Source organism: Crassaminicella thermophila, from assembly GCF_008152325.1.
Taxonomy (GTDB): Bacteria; Bacillota; Clostridia; order Peptostreptococcales; family Thermotaleaceae; genus Crassaminicella_A; species Crassaminicella_A thermophila.
In genome coordinates, this window is sequence record NZ_CP042243.1 from 2,003,159 (window position 1) to 2,026,203 (window position 23,045).

The 23,045-nt window shown below is 29.3% G+C and carries 20 protein-coding genes, 2 pseudogenes and 1 other annotated feature; of the genes and pseudogenes, 3 read left to right on the forward strand and 19 right to left on the reverse strand.

Features of this window, described 5'->3' with window-relative positions; all coding sequences use genetic code 11:
• Nucleotides 1–95: 95 nt before the first annotated feature.
• From ypeB to FQB35_RS10185, 10 genes and pseudogenes are all read right to left on the reverse strand, one after another.
• Entirely contained in the window at nucleotides 96–1,436 is a 1,341-nt protein-coding gene (ypeB, locus tag FQB35_RS10140) for a germination protein YpeB (RefSeq protein WP_148809810.1), read from the reverse strand.
• 15 nt (nucleotides 1,437–1,451) lie between these two features.
• Nucleotides 1,452–2,025 (reverse strand): annotated as a pseudogene (gene sleB, locus FQB35_RS10145) (spore cortex-lytic enzyme); the annotation flags it as partial.
• A 102-nt stretch (nucleotides 2,026–2,127) separates the two neighbouring features.
• Nucleotides 2,128–2,217 (reverse strand): annotated as a pseudogene (locus FQB35_RS16650) (peptidoglycan-binding domain-containing protein); the annotation flags it as partial.
• An 806-nt stretch (nucleotides 2,218–3,023) separates the two neighbouring features.
• A complete protein-coding gene (locus tag FQB35_RS10155) occupies nucleotides 3,024–3,746 on the reverse strand; it encodes an amino acid ABC transporter ATP-binding protein (protein ID WP_148809811.1) in 723 nt (240 codons plus the stop codon).
• The gene (locus FQB35_RS10160) at nucleotides 3,730–4,392 is read right to left on the reverse strand and encodes an amino acid ABC transporter permease (protein ID WP_148809812.1); all 663 of its coding nucleotides are present in this window, start codon (nucleotides 4,390–4,392) and stop codon (nucleotides 3,730–3,732) included. The genes FQB35_RS10155 and FQB35_RS10160 overlap by 17 nt, the downstream gene beginning before the upstream one ends.
• Before the next feature lie 78 nt (nucleotides 4,393–4,470).
• Nucleotides 4,471–5,304, reverse strand: coding sequence for a transporter substrate-binding domain-containing protein (locus tag FQB35_RS10165; RefSeq protein ID WP_148809813.1), 834 nt, complete (start codon nucleotides 5,302–5,304; stop codon nucleotides 4,471–4,473).
• Nucleotides 5,305–5,397: 93 nt separating this feature from the next.
• Nucleotides 5,398–6,210: a transporter substrate-binding domain-containing protein gene (locus FQB35_RS10170; protein WP_148809814.1), complete on the reverse strand. Its 813-nt coding sequence runs from the start codon at nucleotides 6,208–6,210 to the stop codon at nucleotides 5,398–5,400.
• A gap of 137 nt (nucleotides 6,211–6,347) precedes the next feature.
• Nucleotides 6,348–7,424: a peptidoglycan-binding domain-containing protein gene (locus FQB35_RS10175; protein ID WP_148809815.1), complete on the reverse strand. Its 1,077-nt coding sequence runs from the start codon at nucleotides 7,422–7,424 to the stop codon at nucleotides 6,348–6,350.
• 162 nt (nucleotides 7,425–7,586) lie between these two features.
• Complete coding sequence (locus tag FQB35_RS10180) at nucleotides 7,587–8,345, reverse strand: tRNA threonylcarbamoyladenosine dehydratase (RefSeq protein WP_148809816.1); 759 nt, start codon at nucleotides 8,343–8,345, stop codon at nucleotides 7,587–7,589.
• 120 nt (nucleotides 8,346–8,465) lie between these two features.
• Complete coding sequence (locus tag FQB35_RS10185; RefSeq protein ID WP_148809817.1) at nucleotides 8,466–8,684, reverse strand: hypothetical protein; 219 nt, start codon at nucleotides 8,682–8,684, stop codon at nucleotides 8,466–8,468.
• Nucleotides 8,685–8,893: 209 nt separating this feature from the next.
• Here FQB35_RS10185 and FQB35_RS10190 point away from each other — a divergent pair, with 209 nt between their 5' ends.
• The gene (locus FQB35_RS10190; RefSeq protein ID WP_148809818.1) at nucleotides 8,894–9,370 is read left to right on the forward strand and encodes a spore coat protein; all 477 of its coding nucleotides are present in this window, start codon (nucleotides 8,894–8,896) and stop codon (nucleotides 9,368–9,370) included.
• 27 nt (nucleotides 9,371–9,397) lie between these two features.
• On the opposite strand, the gene FQB35_RS10195 is transcribed toward FQB35_RS10190, so the two are convergent.
• Genes FQB35_RS10195 through FQB35_RS10205 form a run of 3 tightly spaced genes read right to left on the reverse strand, consistent with a single transcriptional unit; the run spans nucleotide 9,398 to nucleotide 11,633 of the window.
• Nucleotides 9,398–10,153 carry an amino acid ABC transporter ATP-binding protein gene (locus tag FQB35_RS10195; protein WP_148809819.1) on the reverse strand — a complete coding sequence of 252 codons (756 nt, stop codon included), beginning with the start codon at nucleotides 10,151–10,153 and terminating at the stop codon, nucleotides 9,398–9,400.
• 10 nt (nucleotides 10,154–10,163) lie between these two features.
• Nucleotides 10,164–10,805: an amino acid ABC transporter permease gene (locus FQB35_RS10200; RefSeq protein ID WP_148809820.1), complete on the reverse strand. Its 642-nt coding sequence runs from the start codon at nucleotides 10,803–10,805 to the stop codon at nucleotides 10,164–10,166.
• Nucleotides 10,806–10,817: 12 nt separating this feature from the next.
• Nucleotides 10,818–11,633, reverse strand: coding sequence for an amino acid ABC transporter substrate-binding protein (locus FQB35_RS10205; RefSeq protein WP_148809821.1), 816 nt, complete (start codon nucleotides 11,631–11,633; stop codon nucleotides 10,818–10,820).
• Nucleotides 11,634–11,837: 204 nt separating this feature from the next.
• Between FQB35_RS10205 and FQB35_RS10210 the strand changes: the two genes are divergently transcribed.
• Nucleotides 11,838–13,451: a putative manganese-dependent inorganic diphosphatase gene (locus FQB35_RS10210; protein WP_148809822.1), complete on the forward strand. Its 1,614-nt coding sequence runs from the start codon at nucleotides 11,838–11,840 to the stop codon at nucleotides 13,449–13,451.
• 22 nt (nucleotides 13,452–13,473) lie between these two features.
• Here the strand turns inward: FQB35_RS10210 and asnA are convergent, their stop codons facing one another.
• From asnA to FQB35_RS10235, 5 genes are all read right to left on the reverse strand, one after another.
• Nucleotides 13,474–14,487: an aspartate--ammonia ligase gene (asnA, locus tag FQB35_RS10215; RefSeq protein WP_148809823.1), complete on the reverse strand. Its 1,014-nt coding sequence runs from the start codon at nucleotides 14,485–14,487 to the stop codon at nucleotides 13,474–13,476.
• Between the two features lie 110 nt (nucleotides 14,488–14,597).
• Nucleotides 14,598–14,847: a binding site (T-box leader), on the reverse strand.
• Nucleotides 14,848–15,035: 188 nt separating this feature from the next.
• Nucleotides 15,036–16,634: a solute:sodium symporter family transporter gene (locus FQB35_RS10220; RefSeq protein WP_148809824.1), complete on the reverse strand. Its 1,599-nt coding sequence runs from the start codon at nucleotides 16,632–16,634 to the stop codon at nucleotides 15,036–15,038.
• 367 nt (nucleotides 16,635–17,001) lie between these two features.
• Nucleotides 17,002–18,855, reverse strand: a complete 1,854-nt coding sequence (locus FQB35_RS10225) for a hypothetical protein (protein WP_148809825.1) — start codon at nucleotides 18,853–18,855, stop codon at nucleotides 17,002–17,004.
• Nucleotides 18,856–18,883: 28 nt separating this feature from the next.
• A complete protein-coding gene (locus tag FQB35_RS10230) occupies nucleotides 18,884–19,936 on the reverse strand; it encodes a S1C family serine protease (RefSeq protein ID WP_148809826.1) in 1,053 nt (350 codons plus the stop codon).
• A gap of 112 nt (nucleotides 19,937–20,048) precedes the next feature.
• The gene (locus tag FQB35_RS10235; RefSeq protein WP_148809827.1) at nucleotides 20,049–20,738 is read right to left on the reverse strand and encodes an RDD family protein; all 690 of its coding nucleotides are present in this window, start codon (nucleotides 20,736–20,738) and stop codon (nucleotides 20,049–20,051) included.
• Between the two features lie 58 nt (nucleotides 20,739–20,796).
• Here FQB35_RS10235 and FQB35_RS10240 point away from each other — a divergent pair, with 58 nt between their 5' ends.
• Nucleotides 20,797–21,732, forward strand: coding sequence for a stage II sporulation protein M (locus FQB35_RS10240; RefSeq protein ID WP_148809828.1), 936 nt, complete (start codon nucleotides 20,797–20,799; stop codon nucleotides 21,730–21,732).
• Nucleotide 21,733: 1 nt separating this feature from the next.
• Here FQB35_RS10240 and FQB35_RS10245 read toward each other — a convergent pair whose 3' ends face one another.
• Nucleotides 21,734–23,044, reverse strand: coding sequence for a DUF58 domain-containing protein (locus tag FQB35_RS10245; protein WP_148809829.1), 1,311 nt, complete (start codon nucleotides 23,042–23,044; stop codon nucleotides 21,734–21,736).
• Nucleotide 23,045: the final 1 nt, after the last annotated feature.

Sequence of the window (23,045 nt, forward strand, 5' to 3'; positions counted from 1 at the left end):
ATAAAATATACTTTATTTCTTATTTTTCTACATTATTTTTTAAATTCCTGCATAAAAAATCTCTCTTATTATTATAAGAAAGATTTTTTTGCTTTTTATAACATCAATACGCCATTCTCTTTTATAATTACCTGTAATATTTTTTGTTCTTCCCCAGTTTCTGCATTTATATAAATTAAAAATGTATCACCTTTATAATTTGCTTTAAATTCATAACATAATATCTCTTTTCCACCTTCATTTGGTATAATAACAAGCTTTGAATCTATAACTTTTGCATCAATACTGATCTTATCTTTTGCTTCTTGTATATTTATTTTTGGTTTAGAAATATTCCTTTCATGATGATTAAACAAATATCCTTCTGCCTCAAAACCTACAATTTCTCCATTGTCCAATCCAACCTTTACCTTAATTAAATCCGTATATATAATCACATTATCTTGCATACAAGCAAAGTTAATAACCATTTGTCCATCATATTTTTCTGAATATGTTGGAACCATGTTTTTATAGCCTCTTTTTTTTAAAAAATCTTTTGCTATTTCTAATCCTCTCTTTTCTGATATTTTCGCTTCACTAATTTCCCTTGTGTTAAGCATCCATAATACGTAGCCACCATTTTTTGTTATTGCCATTGTTACGGAACTTTTTTCTTTTTCCTTAGGCTTTAACTCTATTGTATATGCAGGAATTCTACTATTTGTTTCTCCTATCAAATCAGCTTTATATTCTACTTTATTTCCTAGAAATTCTTCTGCTATTTTTTTTATTTCATTTTTACTAATTCTTCTACCATTTAATTTTGATTTTTGTTTTTTTATGTGTTCTGAAAAGGGTCCGTCATATATTAACTCTGGATATTCCTGCATTTTTTCTTCTATATTTAAAAAACTAGTAGTAATCATATTTTCATTAGGTTTTTTTAGTTTCTTATTTGCTTTTCTCCTTAATTCTCCAATGCTCATTCCATTTTCTGCTATGCTATTTTGTAGAGAAATAAATTGTTGGGATAGATAATTAGAATAATTATGTAATTGTTGTAATGTTTCTTTTTCCTCTAGACTTAAAGGCTTCCCTTCAAGATTTTTTCTTGCTAAAGCAATACTCAAATCCCCTACTTGACTTAAAAATTTTTGTGTTTTGCTTACGTTCTTATGATCAATTGGAAGCTGCGTTAATTTTTCCTGAGCATCATAGCAAAGATTAGCAATATCTGAAAATAACAATACATTTTGCTTTGGGGCACTAGCGATCATAACCTTTGAAAGATTAACTTGAATATTTTCCACATCTACAACCATATCATGGAACATTCTTTGAAATTGATTTTCTAAAAAAATATTATGTTCTTTATTTTGTTGATATTGTGTATATCCCCATAATCCTGTCACTATCAATGCTAATAATAATACTACTACCAAACTATTTTTCATATCTATCCCCCGTTTCTATTCATGTGCAAACCAATGTTTTCCTATTTTTAGAGTAACTTTTCTTGTCCATATCCACTTGCTTGTAGCTGTAGCAGGATTCCAATAATAAATAGCTCCTCCTGTTGGATCCCATCCATTTAAAGCATCTCTTGCTGCTTTATACGATTCTTTGTTTGGCGTTAAATAAATTTGTCCATCATCTACAGCTGTAAAAGCTCCTGGTTGAAAGATTACTCCAGCAATACTATTTGGAAATGATGGATGTTTCACACGATTTAATATGACTGCAGCCACAGCAACTTGTCCTACATAAGGTTCTCCTCTTGCTTCTCCATGAATAGCCATTGCAAGTAATGTTACATCATCTTTTCTTGAAACACCTCTACTTGTTGATGTGTACGTTCCCTTAACCTCTTTCTCACTTATTCCTAATGCTTTTCTTGTATTTGGTCCTATCACCCCCATCAACTTTTAATCCATTCTTTTTCTGAAATTTTGTAACAGCATTATATGTTTTTGATCCATAAATTCCATCTACTGCTCCAATATAATATCCCCATTGCTTAAGTTTTTTTTGAGCAATTAATACAATATTATTATATTTAGCCATTGTCTTTTTTCCTGAAATTCCGAGTGCTTTTCTTGTCTGTGAGCCTACCTTCCCATCTGCTAAAAGTCCATTTTTTTTCTGAAACTTAACGACAGCTTGATAAGTCTTTTTTCCAAAAATCCCATCAATAGTACCTTTATAATAACCCCAATTTTTTAATTTTGTTTGCACGATTTTTACTTCATTTCCTCTCGATCCCCAAGAAAGACTACCTGCATAAATAACATCTATAAAAAAAATCCCTAGAAAAAAACTTATAATCAAAGTAAAACATATAAATTTTCTCGTTTTTTTCAAAATCTTCCCCTCCTAACTTCTTATATATTTTCTGTTAAAAACAGTTGAATTATTCTTTATTATTATAGATAAACAATTTTAAAAAGAAAAATAAAAAAACGTTCATTCCAGATAACTAATAAAATAAAGAGATTTCGTTATAGATATGAGCAGTTGCAAAAGCAACATGCGAATTTTTGCAAAAGCTATCAGAGTCATTCACTTATCTTTTTATATTTCTTTTTTTAATATTGATATTGTTTATCTTTAATACAAAACAAAAAAGCCCATAAATATGGACTTTATGAATATAATTATGGAAATAAAAAATAATGGCAAATTGCCATTATTTTTATTGAGCAATCAATCTACTTAAATTTGTAATACCAATTGTAAAGCTTGATATTAATACAAAAAACATAGAACCTACAATTAAAGTTTTTATCCTATTCATTTTCCTTCTCCCCAATACAAGTATTATTCTATAAGAACTTTTATATTATTGACAACTTCATTATTTCTTATCCGTATGAATTTTTTAATAATATAAATTTAATGTCAATAATAAAATCTCTAACCCCTAACTTATATATACCACAAATATATACAAAGAATCAATAACAATTGTATTACAAATTCTTTTCTAAAACATCAATTTTATACAAAAAAAGAACTAGAAGAGAACATTCTCCTCAGCTCTTTTATAATACTTTTCCCAAAAAATCTTTTGTTCTCGGATGCTTTGGATTTGTAAATATTTCTTCTGGTGTACCTTGTTCAACAATCTTTCCACCATCCATAAAAAGAACTCTTGTACCAACTTCTTTTGCAAATCCCATCTCATGGGTAACTACTACCATTGTCATTCCTTCACTAGCTAATTCCTTCATCACATCTAACACTTCTCCAACCATTTCAGGATCAAGGGCTGAAGTTGGTTCATCAAAAAGCATTACATCAGGAGACATAGCTAATGCACGAGCAATCGCAATTCTTTGTTTTTGCCCCCCTGAAAGCTGGTTTGGATAATTCTGTGCTTTATCTTCTAATCCAATTCTATTTAACAAACGAAATGCTATTTTTTCCGCTTCTTCTTTTTTCATATTCTTTACTTTAATAGGAGCTAAAGTAATATTTTCTAAAACTGTCATATGAGGAAAAAGATTAAACTGCTGAAATACCATCCCCATCTTTTCTCTTTGCTTATTTATATCATTTTTTTTATCTGTTATTGAAACACCTTCAAATACGATTTCACCACTTGTAGGATATTCTAAAAGATTTAAACATCTTAAAAAAGTACTTTTACCGGATCCACTTGGCCCAATTACTACAACAACTTCCCCTTTTTTTATATGTTCATCAATGCCTTTTAAAACATGTAAATTTCCAAACTTTTTGTTTAGATTAGATACGTGAATCACCAGCACTCAACCTCCTCTCAAGTCTGCTTACTAATTTTGAAAGGGTAAATGTAATAATAAAATAAATAATTGCAGCAATAATTAATGGTGTAAAAGGCCTATAGGATATACCTCTTACTGTATCTGCTTTATACATTAAATCCTGTATTCCAACTACAGAAACGATAGCAGATTCCTTCACTAAAACAATAAACTCATTTCCTAATGCAGGTAAAATGTTTTTAAATGCCTGTGGAATAATAATATATCTCATAGCCATAGTATGCGTCATCCCTAAACATCTTGCTGCTTCCATCTGTCCCTTATCAATAGACTGAATTCCTGCACGAATTATTTCTGCTACATAAGCAGCACTATTAAATGATACTGCAATAATTCCTAATGCTAAATCAGGTAATTCTATACCTGTCAACAAAGGTAATCCATAATAAACAATAAATAATTGTACCAACAAAGGAGTTCCTCTAACTACCTCAATATAAGCTGTTGCAGGCATCCTTAAAAAAGATTTTTTTGATAATTTCATCAAAGCTAAAAAAACACCGAAAATAACACCGAAAATAACACCAAAAAATGAAAGAAAAAGCGTAATCCCCGTACCATTTATAAAAAACTTATAATACTTTGCTAAAAATGCTAAATCCAATGATGCCACCTCCTAATCAATATCCTATAAACAAAACTTAAGCAAAAGGTGATAAATCACCTTTTGCTAGATTAATTTCTACTCTTCATCAGCTAGCTTTGTTGCTTCTGTAATAAATTGATCCACTTTTCCTTCACTTATTAATTTATCTAATGTTTTATTAATAACCTCTACTAAATCTTTATTTCCTTTATTAATTGCTATAGCTACGCTTGAATCTTCTTCATTTTCTGTATTTAAATCTAAATCCAATACAGCTAAATCTTTATTTTGTTTTGCATATGCTTCTGCTACAGGTTTTACTAAAACAACTCCATCAACTTTATTATTTGTTAGCTCTAATACTAAATCAGTAATTTTGCTAAGCGATTTTACTTCTGCTCCTTTAAGTCCTAATGCTAATTCTTCTTGTATTGTTGCTTTTTGTGCCCCAACTTTAAGTCCTTTAAAATCATCCTTTGTTTTAATTTTATCAGCTATTTCTTTTTTTACTAGTATTCTTTGTTCCTCTGAATAGTATACTTTAGAAAAATCTACACTTTTTGCTCTTTCTTCTGTTGGATTCATCCCTGCAGCAATAAAATCTATTTTATTTGCTACTAAAGCAGGTAATAAACCATCAAATTTCATATCTTTAATTTCTAGCTCAACACCAATTTCTTCTGCTATTGCTTTTGCAATTTCAATATCAAATCCTACGATTGTATCTTTTCCGTTTATTTCTTTATGAAATTCATATGGTGGATAGTCTGCACATGTACCAACTACAATTTTTCCTGACTTTTTAATTTCATCTAATTTGCTTACTGACTCATCAGCACTGCTTTTTTCCTTTGCACATCCTGCAAATGCAAATACCATGCAAGCCATAAGTAAAATTGCTAATAGTTTTTTACCACTATTTTTGAACATATTTATTTCCCCCTTAGATTTTTCATCTCTTGTAACATTATACGTTATATTTAATATTTATTCAAGTGTATATTTAAAAATTTCATTGTTTTTTTATTCTTGATCAGCTAATTCTGTAGCTTCTGTAATAAATTGATCTATTTTTCCTTCACTTATTAGTTTATCTAATGTTTGATTAATTACTTCTAATAAATCTTCATTACCTTTATTAACAGCTATTGCAACCCCTTCTTCTTTACCAAGAGATAAATCTAATGAAACAAGATTATCATTGCTTTTCACATATGCTTCTGCTACAGGTCTTGATAAAATAACTGCTTTTACTTTATTATTTGTAAGCTCTAACACCAAATCTGTTATTTTAGGAAGCAATTTTAAATCTGCTCCTTCAATATCTTTTGCAATACCTTCTTGGACTGATGATTTTTGAGCCCCAATCTTAAGTCCTTTAAGATCTTCTTTTGTTTTAAATTTATCTTGTTCTTCTTTCTTTACTAAAATTCTTTGTTCCTCAACATAATATTCCTTCGAAAAATCAACGCTCTTTGCTCTCTCAGGCGTTGGATTCATTCCAGCAATAATAAAATCAATTTTGTCTGCCACTAAAGCAGCTAATAAACCATCAAATCTCATATCTTTTATTTCTAATTCAACACCTATTTCTTCTGCTATTGCTTTTGCAATTGCAATATCGAATCCTACGATTGTATCTTTTCCATTGATTTCTTTATGAAATTCAAACGGTGGATAATCTGCAGCTGTACCAAGTACAATCTTTCCTTCTTTTTTAATTTCATCTAATTTACTTATTTGATCATCAGCACTACTTTTTTCTTTTGCACATCCTGAAAATGTAGCTATCATACATATCGTTAGAAAAATCGCAATAATTTTTTTACTAAACATAAATCTTTCCCCCTCTAATTTTCATCCGTTTATCTTGTATCATTATACATTATTATTAATATTTATTCAAGTGCATATTTATAAGTTTTTATGATTATTTTTTCATTGCAAAAAAAGACTCGATTTTACTCGAGTCTTTATCTTATCCCTGCTGCTTCTTTTACTGCTCTCTGATGCTTTGGATCTTTTTTGTTATCCTTATGTCTCATACTATTTTTAAAATGCAGATCCACATGTCCATCCATACCATTTCCTTTTATAAAATCATAATTGTATCCCCTACCAAAGCCACCACTTCTATTAGATACTGTTTTTCCTGCTGGCTGATCCTCTCTTCCTGCGTGTGGCATATTACTCATAGATGCTGCAATTATTCTTCCATCTTTATATACTAACACTGGCCTTCTCTCCCAGCTAAATCCACCCCATATTTCCTTCATAATGGCTGTATCTTTCTTTGTCAAAGTCTCACAATCTGCATGATTTGTACCAACTGTCATCTTTACATTGAAAGTTTTTCCTGTTTTTAAATCTTCAATTCTTAGGTTATCTCCTCTATGAATTATTTTATTAGAAACCTGTGTCCACCAGTCAAGGTATTCTCCTACTTTTCTCTTAGAATATCCTCTACTTGTTTTTGGCATACTTCCATCAATAAGTCCTAATTTTTTCATTTTGTTTATTGTAGCTTTTCCAATAATGCCATCAGCCTTTAATCCATATTTTTTTTGAAAGCTTTTTACAGCTTTTTCTGTAATAGGTCCAAAATATGTAGTGGTTTTATTATAATTAAATGCACCATCTTTTTTCAATCCTTCTTGCAATACTTTTATATCCGAATGCTTCATTCCTAACTTGTATACATTTCTTGAAAAGACATACGATCTGCTAATAGATTTTTTATTTTCATAAATAAGCCCTAAATCTCTCATTTTTCCAATGGTACTTTTTCCTACAATTCCATCTACTTTTAATCCATTTTTTCTTTGAAATTCTTTTGTAGCCTTTTCTGTAATAGGCCCAAAATATGTAGTGGTTTTATAATAATGAAATACACCATCTTTCTTTAATGCTTCTTGTATTACTTTTACATCTTTATGATTCATCTTTACTTTATATATATTCTTTGAAAAAACATATCCATCTGCTAATGCACTTGTACTAAAACTCATAATACACGCTGCTAAAACCAAACCTTTTAAATACTTTTTCATTCGCTCTCCTCCTTATTCTCGGATAGTTATTATGGATTGCATAATGCTACTCGAAGAATAAACCACCTATGTTTCATACTATATCATTTATAGTTAACATAAATCAATAAAACACACGAAATTGGCTAAATTTACATACAAAAAAACCTTAATTCCTAAGAATTAAGGTTTTATGTCTATTAAGTCTCTTACTACAACAGAAGCAATAATTAGTCCTGCAACAGAAGGTACAAATGCCATACTTCCTGGAACTTGACGACGTACAGCACAAGTCCTTTCTTTATTAGTACATATACAATTTGTTTTACAATCAGCATCCACTAATTTAGGTTTTATCGGTTCTTCCTTAGAATATACAACCTTTAATTTCTTTACTCCTCTTTTTCTTAGTTCTTTTCTCATTACTTTTGCTAAAGGACAAATAGAAGTTTTATATATATCAGTTACTTCAAACTTCGTTGGATCAATTTTATTTCCTGCTCCCATACTGCTTATAATCTTAATCTCTCTTTTATAGCACCTTTCTATTAAATCTAATTTTGATGATACCATATCAATTGCATCAACCACATAGTCATAATCGTCTGCTAAAAGTTTATCTGCTGTATTCTCTGTATATAGCATTTTATAAGTTTCTACTTTTGCATATGGATTGATATCTAATATTCGTGCTTTCATAAGCTCTACCTTTGGTTTTCCGACAGTACTTCTTAATGCATGGATTTGCCTATTTATATTTGTTAAACACACATCATCATCATCTACTAAAACAAAACTTCCAATACCTGATCGTGCTAAACCTTCTGCCACAAAAGTTCCTACCCCGCCGATTCCAAAAATAGCTACTTTACTATTTTTAAGTTTTTTAAGATTTTCTGTACCAATAACTAATTCAGTACGAGAAAACGAATGCAGTGCCATAATTTTTCCTCCTTAGTAAGTATACTTATATGATTATATATTTATTATTTGAAAAAATCAATTTTAAGATATAAAAAAATAAACCTCTATACATAGTATAGAAAGGTTTATTTTTTAATTCTAAATACACTCCTTAATTTTTACACTCTCTAAATGGATTTCCTTCTCAATTTCATATAAAAATTTTATTTTATTATGTGTTATTTGTTCATATATTTCTTTTGTGATCAATTCTTTTGTCAATAACTCCTCTGAAAACTCTAAAAATTTTTCAACTAAATCAATTAAATCATAAACATCTTCATCAAAGGCCGAATGTAAACCATTCGTATTCCTCATAGCATCACCTCATAAATATTGTATTCCATTAGTATAGTTAGACATCTATCTTGTATTTCCTTCCAAATATTTGTAATTAAATTTTAAATATTTTTAACTATTTTAAAAACATTGATTTTCCAACATTTAAAATCATCTACATTTTATAAAAATTATATGCATAGTTCATTCCATATTACAGAGAATAATGTCAGGAGGTGTAATGAATAATGAATTTAACTCAAAAGGAACGTATGCTTTTAGAAGATCAAAGAGCACATGAAGAAGATTGTGTACAAAAGTATCAAGATTTTTCCAATCAAGCACAAGACCCTCAATTAAAACAATTATTCCAGTCCTATGCTGCTCAAGAACAGCAGCACTTAAATACGATTAATCAAATCCTAAGTGGGCAAATACCTAATATGACTGGACAGAATCAGCAACAATCACAACCGACAGCACAAGTAATACAAAATATTACCTCATCTGCTCAAGGAGCTGGATATAATCAAAATGATGCAAAGCTCTGTAAGGATTCATTAATGACAGAAAAATTTGTATCTGGCGCATATAATACAACTATTTTTGAATGTACAGACAAAAATTTACGTCAAGTACTAAATCATATTCAAAAAGAAGAGCAGCAACATGGAGAAGGTATTTTCAACTATATGCGCAGCAAAGGTATGTATCCAGTTTCATAAAAAAAGAACCCTCTTTGGGTTCTTTCTCTATAACATTTTTTCCAAAAATGCTTTTATTCTAGGATGATCTGGGTTTGTAAATAATTTTTCTGGATAAGTATCTTCTATGATTCTTCCTTCATCCATAAAAATCACTCGATCTGATACTTCTTTTGCAAAGGCCATCTCGTGAGTAACAATTAACATAGTCATATGATCCTTCATAAGATCTTTCATTACCTTGAGTACCTCTCCAACTAACTCTGGGTCAAGTGCTGATGTCGGCTCATCAAATAGCATAATATCAGGCTGCATAGCAAGAGCTCTAGCAATAGCTACTCTTTGTTTTTGTCCCCCAGAAAGCTTAGATGGATAAACATCTCTTTTATCTGATAACCCTACCTTTGTAAGCAAACGCTCTGCAATCCTAACAGCTTTCTCTTTTTCCATATTATCAACTACAATTGGAGCTTCTATTATATTTTGAAGTACTGTTTTGTGTGGGAATAAATTAAAACTTTGAAAAACCATTCCAATCTTTTTGCATCTTTTCCTTATATCACTTTCAGTTATATGAACTTTTTTCCCATTTTCATAAGCTGCAATTGGTTTTCCCTCTATTTCAATTCTTCCATTATCTATTTTTTCTAAATTGTTAAGACATCTTAATAAAGTACTTTTTCCTGATCCTGAAGGTCCAATAATTGAAATAACTTCTCCCTTTTTAACTGTCAATGATATATTCTTTAATACTTCTAATTTTCCAAAATTTTTGCTTATATGTGATACTTTAATCATTTCCATATCAAAACCCCTACTCATATATAGAATATTTCTGCTCTAGTTTTCTAAAGACCATTACAATCACAGATGTAAGCAGTAAGTAAATAATTCCTGCAATCATAAAAGATGTAACCTTAAAATCTCTTGTTAATACTTCCTTAGCCGCACGCAATATATCTCCCATGCCAATAGCAGCAACTAATGCCGTATCTTTAATTAATGTTATAGCTTCATTACTTGTTGGTGGTAAAACTCTTTTTATAGCTTGAGGAAGTATAATCCTAGACATTGTTTGTCGGTAGTTCATCCCTAAAGCTTTTGCTGCTTCATACTGCCCTTTATCTATAGATTCTATTCCTGCTCTGAATATCTCTGTAAAATAAGCGCCGTAATTAAAAATAAAAGTAATAGCCGCTGCCTCAAACTGTCCTAAACGAATACCAAATACAGGTAATCCATAGTAAGTAAAGAAGAGTTGAAGAAGTAAAGGGGTTCCTCTAAAAATCCATGTATATAACTCTAATATAATCCTTATCAAACGAGATTTAGAGATTTTTCCAAGTGCACATATAATTCCTAATGGAATAGAAAAAATAATAGTTGCTGCGTATAACTTCAGTGTAATAACACTTCCCTTTAATATGAATCCTGTTATATTTACAATATATGACACTTAATATTCCTCCTATTTCGCCAAAATATCTTCTCCAAACCATTTTTTAGAGATTTCTGCTGCTGTACCATCTTTTTTCATTTCATCTAGTATTTTATCTACTTCTTCTTTAAATGCTACATCTCCTAATCTAAAGCCAATCCCATAACCTTCCTTTCCAAAATCCTCTTTGGCAACCTTATATTCTTTAGGTCTTTTTGCCATATAATATCTTCCAACAATTTCATCTATTACAACTGCATCTACACGTTTTGCTTTTAAATCTAGTAATGCTTCTGTATAATTAGAAAATTTTCTAACTTCCTTTACAGACTTTACTGTATCTACATCAGCATTTAATGCATCTTCTCCACTACTTCCTAATTGAACAGCTACAATCTTATCTGCTAAATCTTTTTTTGTTTGAATATCAGAATCACTATTTACAACAATAATTTGTCTATTCTCAATATATACTTTTGAAAATCCAATTTGTTTTTTTCTTTCTTCCGTAATGGTTAGTCCATTCCATATAACATCAATATCTTTATTATTTAAACTTAAAACTTTTCCATCCCAATCAATTGGTTTTACTTTAAGTTCTACACCCATTCTCTTTGCAACTTCTTTTGCTAAATCAATATCAAACCCTACAATTTCTCCTTTTTCATCTCTAAAACCCATTGGCGGAAAACTATCATCTAAACCTAGTATAAAATTTCCTTTTTCTTTAATTTCCTGTAAAGATTTATCTTCTTTTTCTGAAACTTCCTGTTTTTGGCCACATCCAGATAATAACATTGTAAATACCATCATAGCCATAAATAGTATAGTTATTTTTTTCTTCATACGTTTTTCCTCCTATTTTTTATACAATTTTTCTACAAATGCTATTATACTTTAATGCGTTAAATTTGTAAAGCGATTCATTAAAATTTAACTTTATCAATAATTAGCAATAACAAAATAAAAAATTCTAAATACATCTCCCTATTCCTTTGGTATAATACTTATAACACGCTATAAATTCAAATCCCTAAAAGGAGGCTTACTATGACTACTTTCGTATTCGGTCATAAAAATCCAGATACAGACTCAGTATCTTCTGCAATTGCACTTTCATATTTGAAAAATCAATTAGGTTTTAATACAATTCCCTGCGTCTTAGGGAGTATAAATAAAGAAACAGAATATATATTAAAATACTTTGATCAATCTATGCCAAAACTTATTAAAAATGTAAAGACACAGGTAAAAGATTTAAATTTTGATGTTATTAAAGGGGTTACTCCAAACTCTTCTATATTAAAAGCCTATAAATTAATGGAAAACAATAACCAAAGAACTCTTCCTATTGTAGATAAAAATAACAAACTTTTAGGAATTCTTACTATGAAAGATATTGCAATGGGCTTGATTCAAGGAGACTTTTATCATCTTCATACATCCCTTTCTAACATTGTTGATGCTTTAGGAGGAAAAATATTCGTTGGAGATGACCGTATAATAGAAGGAAATATATCTGTAATTGCTTTCTATTATAAAACTATACAAGGATCTTTAGATCAAAACAAAATCATTATTGTAGGAGATCGATATGATGTCATTGAACATGCTATTGAATCAAAGGTAAAATTAATCATTGTAACCGGAGCAACAGAGTTACCTGATTTTTACTTAAAACTTGCTAAAAATAATGATGTTCCCATTATCTCTGTTCCTATGGATACATATACTACATCTCATCTTATCAATCAATGCAATTATGTATCCTCTATTATGAAAAAGAAAAATATTGTTAAATTTAATAAAAACGAATATTTAGAAGATATAAGAGAAGAAATTATAAATACAAACCATATAAACTATCCTGTGATAGATGACGAAAATATTTTTTTAGGCTTTATAAACAGAAAACACATCTTAAAACCAAGCAGAAAAAAGGTCATGCTTGTAGATCATAATGAGTATAGTCAAAGTGCAGATGGACTTTTAGAAGCAGAAATATTAGAAATTGTTGATCATCATAAACTAGGCGATATCTGTACTAATAGCCCAATTAATTTTCGAAACATGCCTGTAGGAAGTACTTGTACTATTATCTATGAAATGTTTAAAGAACAAAATGTAGACATACCTTATAAAATTGCAGGAATTCTTTTATCTGGAATAATCTCTGATACTTTATTTTTTAAATCTCCTACAACTACAGATTTAGATAAACAGGCTGTAGAAAAATTAAATTCTATTTTAAATATAAATATAGAAAATTTTGCTATGCAAATATTTAAAGCAGGAACATCCCTTGAAGGACAAAGCATCGAAGAAATATTTTATAAAGATTTTAAAGAGTTCCTCATAGAAGGGCATAAAGTAGGTATTGGACAAGTTTTCACCTTAGATATTGAAGATGTATTCAATCGAAAAAAACAATTCATTAAATACATTAATATGATTCATACTAGCAAAGATTATTTTTTAACCTTGCTTCTAATTACAGATATAATAAAAGAAGGATCTTATCTTTTATTTAAGTGCAATTATAACAATTTCATTTCTTCGGCCTTTCAAATAAATGCAGAGCAAGGCGTATTTGCACCTAATATTCTTTCTAGAAAAAAACAAGTTGTTCCAAAAATTTCAGAAAGCTTAAGCACAATAAAATAAAGCTGCCAATGGCAGCTTTATTTTATAACAAATGAATATTTGCTTCTTTGCATTCTTCTATCATATCTTGTGGCCATATTGCTGCTTGAACCTCACCAATATGAGCCTTTTGTAAGAAGAACATACAGATTCTAGATTGTCCGATTCCACCACCTACAGTAAAAGGTAATGTTTCATCTAGTAACATCTTATGAAATTCTTGTTCTTTACGTTCTTCACAGCCTGCTAGCTTCAACTGTTCTTCAAGAGCTTTTGCATCTACACGAATACCCATTGAAGATAATTCAAAAGCTTTCTTAAGTAATGGGTTCCAGAAAATAATATCTCCATTTAATTTCCAATCATCATAATCAGGAGATCTACCATCATGCTTTATACCTGATTTTAATTCTCCACCAATTTGCATTATAAATACTGCACCTTTTTCTTTTGCAATAGCATCTTCTCTTTCCTTAGGAGTAAATGTTGGGTATCTATCCTCTAATTCCTGTGTCGTAATAAAACTGATTTCATCTGGTAAAAATGGTTCATAAGCTTCATATAAACTGCATACATAACTTTCTGTACTCTTAAATACTTGATAAATGTCTTTTACAATACTTTTTAAAGTTTCTATACTTCTATCTTCTTTTGCAATCACTTTTTCCCAATCCCATTGATCTACATACACAGAATGTAAGTTGTCTAAATCTTCATCTCTTCTGATTGCATTCATATCTGTATACAAGCCTTCTCCAATCTCAAAACCATATCTATATAAAGCCATACGCTTCCATTTTGCTAATGAATGTACAACTTCCACTTTTTTTCCTTCAATTGCTTTCACATCAAAAGCAACAGGTCTTTCTACACCATTTAAGTTATCGTTTAATCCTGTATCAGGTATAACAAATAATGGAGCTGATACTCTTGTCAAGTTAAGTTTCTCTGCTAATCTAGTTTCAAAATAATCTTTTATCTTTTTAATAGCTACCTCTGTTTCCCTTATACTTAATTTTGGATCGTATCCTTCTGGTATAATTAATCTTTCTTTCATTTTTATTCCTCCTATACTTTTTACATACAATAGTTTTTGACTTCATTTCAATATACAAACTTAGCACGGCCATGCTATATTCCATTAATAAAAAAAACCTTTCATCCCTATAAAGGGACGAAAGGTTTCACTTCCGCGGTACCACCCAAATTAGCTAAAAAGCTCTCTTTTACCAGTACAGAATAAAAATTCGATACTGTCCAATAGATAACGGTTTGGCTCCGTCTAAGTCTACTCTCCATAAGGATTTCGGTTAGAAACTCAGAGATGTTCTTCAAAATAGGCTTCGTACCGGGCTCTCACCTTCCCCGACTCGCTGAAACTACTTCCTAAGTCTACTCTTCTCGTCTTCGTCTTTGTTTAGCTTTTCAGTTATTGTAAATAATTATACGGAATATGTTACAAAAAGTCAACACTTTTTTGAAAATTATTTTTTATAGATATTTTCATTTAAAATAAAGATAAACAATATCAATATTTAAAAACGAACGTGAGTAAGGCTGTTGACAATATATTGTCAACAGCCTCTAAGCTCTTAAAAATTTTATTTAAGCCGCAATTCCAATTTTTGAGAAAATGGTATAAACTGCAATCATTAATACAACTACAGCAAATCCAACAGGCTTTGCATATTTCCAAGGTGTTATATCTACTTGTCTTGTATACTCTTGTACATACTCTTTTTCTCTCGGCATAATCTTACCAACACCAAGCATGATAAGTACATTTACTGGGAATAATACTCCTAATACGTATAAGAAATGTACATCTGATGCTACAAACTTAGATAAAGTATATAAAACTATATGAGATAAAAGTGCAATTTTTGGTGCAATAGCTGGTACTCTCTTTGTATAGAATCCTACTACAATTGCCGCTAAGATTGGAACGTTATAAAATCCAAAACATTCTTGTAAGTATCCATATAACCCAGATGGTGCATAAATTATAAATGGTGCGATAACCATTGAAATAACTGCTAAGAAAGTTCCAAATTTCTTTCCTACTCTTACCAATTCTATATCTGATGCCTCTGGCTTAAATACAGGTCTATATACATTTAATGTAAACAGTGTTACTGAACTATTTAATGCACTGTTAAATGAACTTAATATTGCTCCAAATAATACTGCTGCAAAGAAACCTATTAATGGTTTAGGCAATACATCACTAACTAATGTAGGATATGCCATATCTCCATTTGTTAAAGTATCTCCATATATATGGAATGCAATAATTCCAGGCAATACTAAGAAGAAAGGTCCTAATAGTTTTAATACTCCTGCACCAAGCACTCCTTTTTGACCTTCTGCTAAATTTTTTGCTCCAAATGTTCTTTGAACAATTGATTGGTTTGTACACCAATAGAATAAGTTATTAAAGAATAATCCTGTAAATAATGCTGGCCATGGTATTAATGGATTCTTAGCATTAGCTGGTGCAATAGCATTTAATTTTTCTGGATGAACGGTTACTAATGTATGAATTCCCTCAGAAATACTTCCATGTCCTAATACCATCAATCCAAATATAGGAATCATTAAACCTCCTACTAATAAACCAACCCCATTTAGTGTATCTGAAACAGCAACTGCTTTAAGGCCTCCAAATATTGCATAGATAGATCCTACAATTCCTATAGCCCAAACAGTAATCCATAATGCTTGAAAACTACTTATTCCTAATATTTCTGGAATACCAAATATTCCATTTAATACTAATGCTCCAGAATATAATACAGTTGGAAGATAAGTTACTACATATCCAATTAAAAATAAGATAGATATAATTTTTCTTGTTTGTGCATCATAACGATCTTCTAAAAAGTCTGGTATTGTAGTGATACCACTTTTTAAGTATTTTGGTAAAAAGATTAAAGCCATACATACTAATGCAAATGCTGCAGTAGCTTCCCAAGCCATTACAGCCATAGTAGTCATATAACTTTGACCATTTAATCCTACCATTTGCTCAGTAGATAAGTTCGTAAGCATTAAAGACCCTGCAATAACAACTCCTGTTAAACTTCTTCCTCCTAAAAAATACCCATCTTGTGTATCTAGATTGTCTTCTCTTGTCATATACCAAGATATAACTGCAACTAATACTGTAAAGAACAAAAATGATCCTACTGTTAATAAACTCACTTATAATTCCCCCCACAATTTAAAATATCATTTCATAAAATAATCAAATTTTTACAACGAAGCGTTTTTTCCCTCCTTTTTTCATGCCTATTTTGTTTGTATTTTACTCAGCAAAGCATTAAATCTATTGCAAACGTTTGCTGTGAATGCAAAAAAAAGAAAACAATTTTCTAAAAATATAGACATCAAAACCTAGAAATAATCATACTTTTAGTAAATGTATCTTATCGAAAACGTTTTCATCGATAAAAGTATACCACATTATTCATTATTAAATCAACCATAAAAATTTTAAATTTAAAATTAATTTTATATTTATCCATAATAAAAAAGATTATAATAAAAAAGCAGGAGTATTCACTCCTGCTTATTCCTTGTTTTCTTTATCAAATTCCTTAAGATCATGTTTTTCCCAGCTTATATTTAATTTACTATAATTAATATCATTTATATAAGTATTTTCCCATATACTATCTACTTTTAATCTATTTTTAGGTGTCATATTTGCAACAGGTAAAGTTATACTTTGTGTATAAGTATCTTTTCCTGTTTTTATTATATATTCATATTCATTCTCTAATTCTTTTAAATCATATATTTTTGTTTCATCTTCATTGACAAACTTATTAATAGCATCTAGATCGTATTCTTTTTCAATATAATAGATTTGTACACCATTATACTTAGCAGACTTAATATTAACATTAGCCAATCCCATTCGAATTTCATCATTTTCTAAAAATTGCTCAGCTCTTTGTTTTACAATATCTTTTATTTCGTTTGTATTTAATCCAGCAGACATGCGTATCCTTATATTACTTAAAGGTTCTATAGCACTAATAAATTCATTATTGCTAATATTTCCTTTATATATTGAATCATCGTATTCAAAATAGTAATCATCATAATAAAAGTCATCTCTGTTATTAAAAATATTCCAACCTTTTGTTACTTTTGTTTTAAAATCATACTTTTTCATTTTTAATTCTTTTAATTCATTTAAGTTTATTAAGGATTCAGCTCTTACAATTTTCCCCAAATACTTACTAAGATGTTTTTTATCTAATCTAAAGGAATTTAACATATTTTCAAAACTAATTCTTTTTTGCTTATCTTCATATTTTTCTTCAGTCATTGTAGCAGATACTAAATATTTATATCCATTCCCTATAACGTATAGATTATGTACAATATAAGGATTTTTTGTTACTGTTTTATAACGGATTACCACCTCATAAGCATCCATATTTCCTTGTTTTTTCGCTTCATTTTTTAATATTTCATAAACCTCGTCATTATAATTATTTTTTAGTATTTCTATTTCCTTTTCTGCCCACTTTGTAACATCTCCAACATCTTGAACTGAACTAATTAGTCGAACAGTTATTCCTTCATCTACCCTTAACTTATCTTCTTTGTCTTCTTCATTATTTTTACTTTCATCTAATTCTTCATCACTATATACTGGAGCGAATTTTTGATAACGTGCATTCGGAGTTCCTTCAATCTTCCAATAAGGACTCATCTTCAATTTCCAGCCATAGCTTGAATTTATATACTCTCTTGTTGTGCTAACAGAATCAGACAATTCTTTAATATATGGATTTTTTTCATCAAAAGAAAGCTTAAAAGAAGATACTAATTTATCAAACATTTCTTCATGCTGTCTATAAAACTCTCCATCCATACGTATAGTTAAATTATATATATAATTATTGGCTATATAGATTCTATTTTCTATATAGTCTCTAAATTCTTCTGCTGCTTCATCCATCATAAAATAATCATAGGCTTTATTAGCTTTTATGATACGAATATACTTTTGACCCCAGTCATCATTTTCTATATCAACAACAAATTCCTTATCTCCCCAATTCCAATAATTATGATTATCTAAATCATTTTGCATTTTGTAAAGCATTTCTTCTAAAGTTAATTCATCTTTATTTTTATTTACTTCTAATTCCACACTAGCTTGATAACTGCTTGTTGACATATCAAAAAAATTTGCTCGTTCTGATTTATAAATAATAGCATCATCTGGCAAATGCATAGACCATTTGTATATGCGACTTCCTACTTCTGTCTTCATCCTGTCTTCCTTACTTGAAAAAACTTCATATAAATCAATAACGCCTTTATCATCTATAGCATATACAGCTGGCGTAAATAATCCAATCAATAAACAAATGCAAATAAAAAATCCTAAATTCCTTTTCACGTTATTCCTCCCTTTCTATTTATACAAATTAGTCTAATTGTTCCTTCAATACTATTTTAATATCAAATTTTTCATTCTCCCTACTAAGTGTCAGTTTCACCTTATCCCCTGGTAAATACCCTTTTAATATTTCATTATATTGTGCTATTGATGTAACCGCTTTACCATCAATCGCTTCAAGCATATCTCCTTCTTTTACCTGTTGTGTATTTACGACTGCATCCTTTTGAATAGCTACTACTTTCAGTCCTTGATTAGTTGGAATCCCAAGCATAGCTGCCCAGTTTTCTTCAAATTCAATCCCTGTAAAACATCTTTTTATTTTTCCAAATCGATTATAGTGATCTAAAAAGTAGTTAATATTTCCTACTGGAATAGAAAAATTCATTCCTTGATAAAACATATATCCTAATGTATTAATCCCAACTAATTCTCCATTCATATTTACAAGGGGACCTCCACTATTTCCTGGGTTAATAGATGCATCAGTTTGCAAATATGTATAAAAACGATCTACTGGTCTATTTAGACCGCTTATTATTCCTTTACTTGCACTATTTCTATAACCAAAAAATAAAGGTGTTCCTATTGCTATAACTTCATCTCCAACTTTTATTTCTTTCTCATCTGCTAATTTTATAGGTTGTAAATCTGTTCGATTAATCTGAAGCAATGCTAAGTCTATTTCCTTATCTGCATATAAAAGTTCAGCCTGATACACCTTTCCATCATATGTAACTACATAAATCTTATCTAAACCATCTACTACATGATTATTAGTAATAATTCTACCATTATCATTGATTACAACGCCTGATCCATGTTGCAAATTCTTAGGAACTTTTGAATATATATATTCTCTTTCTCTATATTTTACATTCTTACCTATAATAGCAACTACGGACTGATTAACTCCATCAATTACCTCAGACACTTTCTTTTTTTCTTTTCCAATTTCTTCTTTTTTCACTTCCTTTACTACTTTTTTAGTAGCTTTTTGTTCATCCTCTGCTGCAAAACCAAATGTTGTCGTTGAAAATACAATACTAACACATAAAAAAAACATTAGAAATTTTCTCATAATTACCTCCTTATATATATTTTATATACTCTTTAACAACACAAAATATATTATTTAAAATTCTATATTTATATTACCATTTTATGTAACATTTTTCCATTAATATTATTTTTCAATATTCATATACAATTTTCTCAATCATATTAATCACTTCCGTATCTGTAGAAGCATATTTACTCTTAAAATAATCCATTAATTTATCCTTTAGCTTTTCTTTGCCTATTTTCACTTCTTCTTTTTCGTTTAAATACGTAATAATAAGTTCTTTTTCATCTTCTGTTAACCTATTTTTCAATTTTTCTAAAAACTCATTATGTTCAAAATAGAATTTCTCCTTTTCTTCTTCTATAACCATAGTAGATGCCAACAAATCTCCAAGTCTTGAATAATCCCCTCTAAAAAAAATCATTACCATTCCTACTATATAATTATCTATGAATATTCTAAATAAATTTCTTATAAGAGAATGTTTTATGTCCATAGGCTGCCCATTTTTTCTAATTGTTCTAAGTCCTAGTACTTTTTTACCTAAGGTTTTTCCATTCATAAGCATTTCTAAAATGGTAAAATACCCATAATTAATAAATGCAACAATACATATTACAATTGCTACAAAATATGAGCTTTGTGATTCTATATATTGCATTGGATCTCTCATTGCTCCTAAACTTATCAATATTACTAAATAAATAACCCCTTGAATTAAATAATCTAAAAATGCAGCAACCATACGACTACCAATTCCTGCCAATCTATATTTTACCTCAATATTTTCTGGTGTTGTAATTGAAACCATTTTCATATTTTTCCTCCTTTTTCCTTTTGATAAAATTTGTTACAATAGTTTTGAGGTGATTATTTTGAAAGAAGATCTATTTATTGAAAAAAACAAAATTTATTGGAAAGAACTTGAAAACTATATCCATCTATTTAGCAAAAATAAACTTTCTAGTATTAATTCAAACAAAATAGAACGCTTTATTTATCTTTTTAGGACTGTTAGTCATCATTTGGCTTATGTAAGAACCTACTACCCTGAATCAAAACTTGAAAAATACCTAAACAGCCTAACTGGAAATGCACATCATTACTTGTATACTGTAAGAAAAAATCCTTGGTATGATTTTAAAATTTTCATATTATATACCTTCCCTAAAAAAATACATAAGTATAAGCTTTTTATTCTATCTAGCTTTTTGATTTTCTTTTTTGGGATGCTAATAAGCTTTTACATGGTTATTCAAGATTCTTCCAACAGCTTATATTTTTTACCTAAAAAGCTCTTAGATGCAATCGACTATAACTTTAAAGCCAAACAGTGGGACTACCCTTTAATGTCAAGTACTATTATGATTAATAATATCACTGTTAGTTTAAAAGCCTTTATTTATGGAATTTTTTTAGGTATTGGAACTTTCTATATATTATTTGTAAACGGATGTATCCTCGGAGCTTTAACAGGACTCGTATATTTAAATGGTGATCTGATAAAATATGCTTCATTAATTCTTCCCCATGGCATATTAGAATTAAGTGCTATATTCATTGCTGGTGCAGCAGGCCTACTATTGGGAAAATCTTTACTAATCCCTGGCAAATATAAGCGACTTGACTACATGATTAAAAATAGCAAAGAGGGAATAAAGCTTTTGTTAGGATGTATTATTTTACTTGTTATCGCTGCACTAATAGAAGGTTTCTTTACACCACTACCAATATCTTCTGTAATTAAGTTAACTTTTGCTGCTTTCACATTCTTTGCTTTAACGCTATATTTATGGATCTTAAAGCCATAAGTTATATTATTTCTCTGTTTTTTACACGCATATACGCATTAACAGCTTGATAAATTATATTCTCTTGATCACATTCTATACAAATAACTCCTTTCTGATTAAGAGCTTTGATTATTTTCTTTCTTTCATTTCTCATTTTGTATGCTATGCCTTTCACAAAGGCATCTTTTTTATCTCCTACATTTATATTTACTACTTCTTCAAGCTTCTCATCCTTTACTAAAAACATCAGTACATGATGTTTTTTTATAACATATTCTAATCCTTTTTCCATATAATACACTTCTTGTAGTGTGTCTATATCTGTAAATATACAAATTAAACTTCTTCTTTTTTCATTTTTGCTAAGATAAAAAAGTACTTCATCATAATTAGATGTAAGCTTTGATCCCTTTATATTATAGAGAGTTTCCAAAACTGTATTTCTATGTAAATTTCCTTTTGCAGGTTTTATAAAAGCATCTACTTTCGTGTTAAATACCAAAAGTCCAGATTGGTCTTTATTATAGCAAACGACATCTGACAAAAAAATAGCAGCATTAATTGCTAAATCTAACTTGCTATATTCACGAACACAATAACTCATAGTTCTTCCTGTATCTAGCAAAATATATATTTGTTGATTGTTTTCAGGTTCATACTGATTTACCATAAGCTTATTTTCTTTTGCTGTCTTTATCCAATTTATTTTTCTGATATCATCACCTTTTACATACTGTCTTAAGCTTTCAAATTCTCTGCCATTGCACCTTTTTTTCATAATCTTATTTCCGCTGCTTATAAAATAATCTTTTTTAAGCCATATATGATATTTCTTTAAATTTTTAAGACTTGGATATACTTTGTATTCTTTCTTTTCTTTTATCAGTATATCTTTTCTTACTAACCCAAATCGCCCCTTGCGTCTTATATAAATTTCCTCTAGTGTAAAAGCTCCTCTTTTATTAGGTTTTATATAAAAAGTAAATTCTTTACTTGAGTGAGGCTGAATACTACCAATTAAGCAATCTTTTCTACATTGAAAAGAGCCTGGAAATTCATTCAAAACTTCTATAAATGCAGGAAACCTACTTTTATTGTAAATTTTTATGATCACGGCTTCCTCTTCTAACAAAGATAACTTTCCATCACCTATTCTTTCCACCTCAAAAGTATCTTTTGTAGGCGTAATCAAATAATCTACTAAAGTAAACATATACAATAAAACATTATAAAAAATAATCATTTCAAAATATAAACCAACAGGTATGCTTATTCCTACAAATACTACTCCTAAAAAGGTTAACATTAAAAACCTTCTAGTAATTGTCACC

Coding starts and splice junctions, on each gene's coding strand:
- ypeB (WP_148809810.1), bottom strand. CDS start 1,436: ATGAAAAATAGTTTGGTAGTAGTATTATTATTAGCATTGATAGTGACA.
- FQB35_RS10165 (WP_148809813.1), bottom strand. CDS start 5,304: ATGTTCAAAAATAGTGGTAAAAAACTATTAGCAATTTTACTTATGGCT.
- FQB35_RS10170 (WP_148809814.1), bottom strand. CDS start 6,210: ATGTTTAGTAAAAAAATTATTGCGATTTTTCTAACGATATGTATGATA.
- FQB35_RS10175 (WP_148809815.1), bottom strand. CDS start 7,424: ATGAAAAAGTATTTAAAAGGTTTGGTTTTAGCAGCGTGTATTATGAGT.
- FQB35_RS10180 (WP_148809816.1), bottom strand. CDS start 8,345: ATGGCACTGCATTCGTTTTCTCGTACTGAATTAGTTATTGGTACAGAA.
- FQB35_RS10185 (WP_148809817.1), bottom strand. CDS start 8,684: ATGAGGAATACGAATGGTTTACATTCGGCCTTTGATGAAGATGTTTAT.
- FQB35_RS10190 (WP_148809818.1), top strand. CDS start 8,894: ATGAATTTAACTCAAAAGGAACGTATGCTTTTAGAAGATCAAAGAGCA.
- FQB35_RS10195 (WP_148809819.1), bottom strand. CDS start 10,153: ATGGAAATGATTAAAGTATCACATATAAGCAAAAATTTTGGAAAATTA.
- FQB35_RS10205 (WP_148809821.1), bottom strand. CDS start 11,633: ATGAAGAAAAAAATAACTATACTATTTATGGCTATGATGGTATTTACA.
- FQB35_RS10210 (WP_148809822.1), top strand. CDS start 11,838: ATGACTACTTTCGTATTCGGTCATAAAAATCCAGATACAGACTCAGTA.
- asnA (WP_148809823.1), bottom strand. CDS start 14,487: ATGAAAGAAAGATTAATTATACCAGAAGGATACGATCCAAAATTAAGT.
- FQB35_RS10230 (WP_148809826.1), bottom strand. CDS start 19,936: ATGAGAAAATTTCTAATGTTTTTTTTATGTGTTAGTATTGTATTTTCA.
- FQB35_RS10235 (WP_148809827.1), bottom strand. CDS start 20,738: ATGAAAATGGTTTCAATTACAACACCAGAAAATATTGAGGTAAAATAT.